This window comes from Actinophytocola sp., from assembly GCF_036378875.1.
GTDB lineage: Bacteria > Actinomycetota > Actinomycetes > Mycobacteriales > Pseudonocardiaceae > Actinophytocola.
On record NZ_DASUVO010000173.1, the window covers coordinates 1 to 3,656 of the forward strand.

Here is a 3,656-nt window from a genome sequence, read left to right on the forward strand (position 1 = left end):
TCCGACCCGTACGCCAGGGTCCTGATGGGTCGTGAGGTCTGGGGCAGGGTCCCGGACCAGCGGAACCCCTACCAGCACCGTGCCCGACTGGCCTTCGACGACTTCGACTGGGAGGGCGATCGTCCACTCCGGATCCGTCCCGACGACCTGGTGATCTACGAGACGCACGTCCGGGGCTTCACCCGGCATCCGTCCTCCGGTGTGACCAACCCGGGAACCTACGCCGGCCTGGTCGAGAAGATCCCCTACCTCGAGCGGCTCGGGGTGAACTGCGTCGAGCTGCTGCCGGTGTTCGAGTTCGACGAGTTCGGCAACAGCCGGCTCAACACGGACACCGGTGAGCTCCTGTTGAACTTCTGGGGCTACAACACGGTCGGGTTCTTCGCGCCGAAGGCGGGCTACGCCGCGGCCAGCCGGTTCGGTATGCAGGGCGACGAGTTCAAGCACATGGTCAAGTCACTGCACGCGGCCGGCATCGAGGTCATCCTCGACGTCGTGTTCAACCACACCGCCGAGGGCAACGAGCGCGGCCCGTGGATCTCGTTCCGTGGCCTGGACAACAGCGCCTACTACATGATGACCCCGGACGGGTACTACTTCAACTTCAGCGGAACGGGAAACACGTTCAACAGCAACCATCCCGTCGTCCGGGACTTCATCGTCACGTGCCTTCGGCACTGGGCCAGCGAGTACCACATCGACGGGTTCCGGTTCGACCTCGCGGCGATCATGGACCGGGACGAGAACGGTGTGCCACTGGCCAACCCGCCGCTGATCGAGTCGCTCGCCTACGATCCGGTACTCCGGGACTGCAAGCTGATCGCGGAGGCCTGGGACGCGGGCGGACTCTACGAGGTGGGCACTTTCCCCAACTACCACCGCTGGTCGGAGTGGAACGGCAAGTACCGGGACACGCTACGCCGCTTCCTCAAGGGCGACGGGGGCACCATCGGCGACCTCGCCACACGCATCTCCGGTTCACCCGACCTGTACAAGCACCGGGGAGCCCGCGCATCGATCAACTTCGTGACCTGTCACGACGGGTTCACGCTGATCGACCTGTTCTCCTACAACGACAAGCACAACGAGTCAAATGGCGAGAACAACAACGACGGCACAGGCGACAACAACAGCTGGAACTGCGGCGCCGAGGGCCACACCGACAACCCGGAAATCAACAGACTGCGGATCCAGCAGGCGAAGAACGCGTTCCTGCTGCTGCTGACCAGCCGCGGCATTCCGATGCTGCTATCCGGCGACGAGGTGGCCAAGACCCAGCGCGGCAACAACAACGCCTACTGCCAGGACAACGAGTTGTCGTGGTTCGACTGGACGCTCGCCGACACCAACACCGAACTGCTCGACTTCGTCAGCAATGTGATCGCGTTCCGCAGGGCCCACCCCGTGCTCCGCGGCATGCACCATCCAAGCAGCGTCGATCCGACCGGCTCCGGCCATCCGGAGGTCAGCTGGCACGGGGTGCGAGCATGGCAACCGGACTGGTCACCCTCGGGAAGACTGCTCGCCCTGATGTGGTGCGGGCATCACGTCGAGGGCTGCGGACCGGACTACGTCTACGTCGCGGCGAACGCGCACTGGGAGGACCACGAGCTGGAACTGCCCATTGTGGACGACGGCTGGACCTGGCACCTGTTCGCCGACACCGCCAAGGAAACACCCGGAGCGTTCGCGCCGGGTGCGGAGGTCCCGCTGAGTGATCCCCGTCGGTATTCGATCAGCCCACGTTCCGTGGTCACGTTGGTCGCGCGACCGGTGGCCAAGACACAGTAGGAGGAGAAATGGCCTTCAACGCTTCGCTTTCCACAAAAGGGGACACCGCGGTCATCACACTGGTCGGTGACCTCGACGACGCCAACGTCACGACGTTCCGGGACAAGGTTGCGGCCGCGTCGCGGGCCGGCATCGACCGGCTGATACTGGACATGAGCCAGCTGGACACGCTCTCGGCGGCCGGCCTGCGCGGCCTGGCGTTCGCCCGCGAGAAGATGGCAGACGACGTCGACATCATCGTCGTCTCACCGAACGAGGACGTGCGCGCCGCCATCGAGGGCGCCGATTTCCAGCTGAGCGTCACCATCGCCGACACGGTTCCGCGGTAGGCGCCTCCGCTACCGGATGCGCATCTTCCGCATCATCTTCAGTCCGGACAGCATGCGTTCGACGTACTTCGCGTAGTCCTGGCCGGGTCGGGCGCCCATGACCTGCTTCTTGAGCACGGCCATGTTCTGCACGTTCGTGTACTTCAGCAGGCCCTGGTCGCCGTGGCGGGCACCGACGCCCGAGTTCTTGACGCCGCCGGACGGTGTGGCCTTGGCCGCGAACGCGGTCGCGAGGATGTCGTTGATGTTGACGTTGCCCGACTCGACACGCGCGGCCACGGCACGCGCCGCGTCGATGTCGCCGCCCCAGACCGACGCGTTGAGGCCGTAGTCGGTGTCGTTGGCGAGCGCGACGGCCTCGTCGACGGTGCGGTAGGAGTGCAGCGCGACGACTGGGCCGAACGTCTCGGTGACGCCGCAGAGCATGTCCTTCGTGACGCCCTCGAGGATCGTCGGTTCGAAGAACGCCGGGCCGAGGTCGGGACGGGGCGTGCCGCCGCAGAGCACGGTGGCGCCCTTGGCGACGGCGTCCTCGACGTGCGACTTGACGCGCAGCATGTGGTCGACGGAGACGAGCGAGCCCATCTCGGGGCCGAAGTCGTAGGCGGCGCGGACGTCGAGCGCCTTCGCCGCCGACACGAACGCGTCCTTGAACTCGTCGTACCTGGACTCCGGCAGGTAGATCCGCTCGATGTGCATGCAGATCTGCCCGGTGTTGCCGAACGCGCCGAACACCGCGCCCTGCACGGCTTCCGCCATGTCGGCGTCGGAGAGCACGATCATCGGGTTCTTGCCGCCGAGTTCGAGGCAGCAGCCGATGAGGTTCTTGCCGGCCCGTTCGCCGATGACCCTGCCGGTGGCCGTGGAGCCGGTGAACATCACGTAGTCGGCGTTGTCGATGAGCATGGGGCCGACGTCCGGGCCCTCGCCGCACACCACCTGGAACAGCCCCTCGGGCAGGCCGGCTTCCTCGAGCATCTTCACGCCGAACAGCGGAGAGAGTGCCGTCTTGTTGTCGGGCTTCAGCACGATGGCGTTGCCGGCCATCAGCGCCGGGATGGCGTCGGAGATGCCGGTGGCGAACGGGAAGTTCCACGGCGCGATGACGCCGACGACGCCCTTGGGCTGGCGGATCTCGGTCGAGGAGGTCAGGAACGGCACCGGCCCGCCACGCCTGACCGGCGCGAGCAGCTTGGCGGCCCGCTTCAGGTAGTGGCTCATCACCATCGGCGGGTCGCAGGTCTCCTCGATCGCCATCCGCCGGTTCTTGCCGCTCTCGACCTGGATCAGGTCGGCAGTGGTCTGGGCGTTGTCGTTGAAGAGGGTGTGCGCCCGCTTGAACACCGCGAGCCGCTTGCGCAGCGACCACTGCGACCACTCGGCCTGCGCCTCGCGCGCCGTGGCGAACGCCGCCTCGATGTCGGCCGGCGTCGACTGCGGGAGCTCGACCAGCACCTCACCGGTGTAGACCTCGGTCAGCTTCCAGGTGCCGCCGCCGGTCGAGGGCACGCGGGCGACCAGGGACTCGAGGAACTC

Annotated in this window: 3 protein-coding genes; 2 read left to right on the plus strand and 1 reads right to left on the minus strand. The window is 66.5% G+C overall.

Features of this window, described 5'->3' with window-relative positions:
- Both VF106_RS48670 and VF106_RS48675 read left to right on the plus strand, forming a co-directional pair.
- The coding region (locus tag VF106_RS48670) for a glycogen debranching protein (protein ID WP_330846945.1) at positions 1–1,791 on the plus strand (1,791 nt) is incomplete at its 5' end.
- 8 nt (positions 1,792–1,799) lie between these two features.
- Positions 1,800–2,120, plus strand: a complete 321-nt coding sequence (locus tag VF106_RS48675; protein ID WP_330846946.1) for an STAS domain-containing protein — start codon at positions 1,800–1,802, stop codon at positions 2,118–2,120.
- A gap of 9 nt (positions 2,121–2,129) precedes the next feature.
- Here VF106_RS48675 and VF106_RS48680 read toward each other — a convergent pair.
- A partial coding sequence (locus VF106_RS48680) for a succinic semialdehyde dehydrogenase (protein WP_330846947.1) occupies positions 2,130–3,656 on the minus strand: 1,527 nt, incomplete at its 5' end.

What these genes read in the sequence shown, in the direction of transcription:
- VF106_RS48675 (WP_330846946.1), top strand. Translation starts at nt 1,800, where the DNA reads ATGGCCTTCAACGCTTCGCTTTCCACAAAAGGGGACACCGCGGTCATC.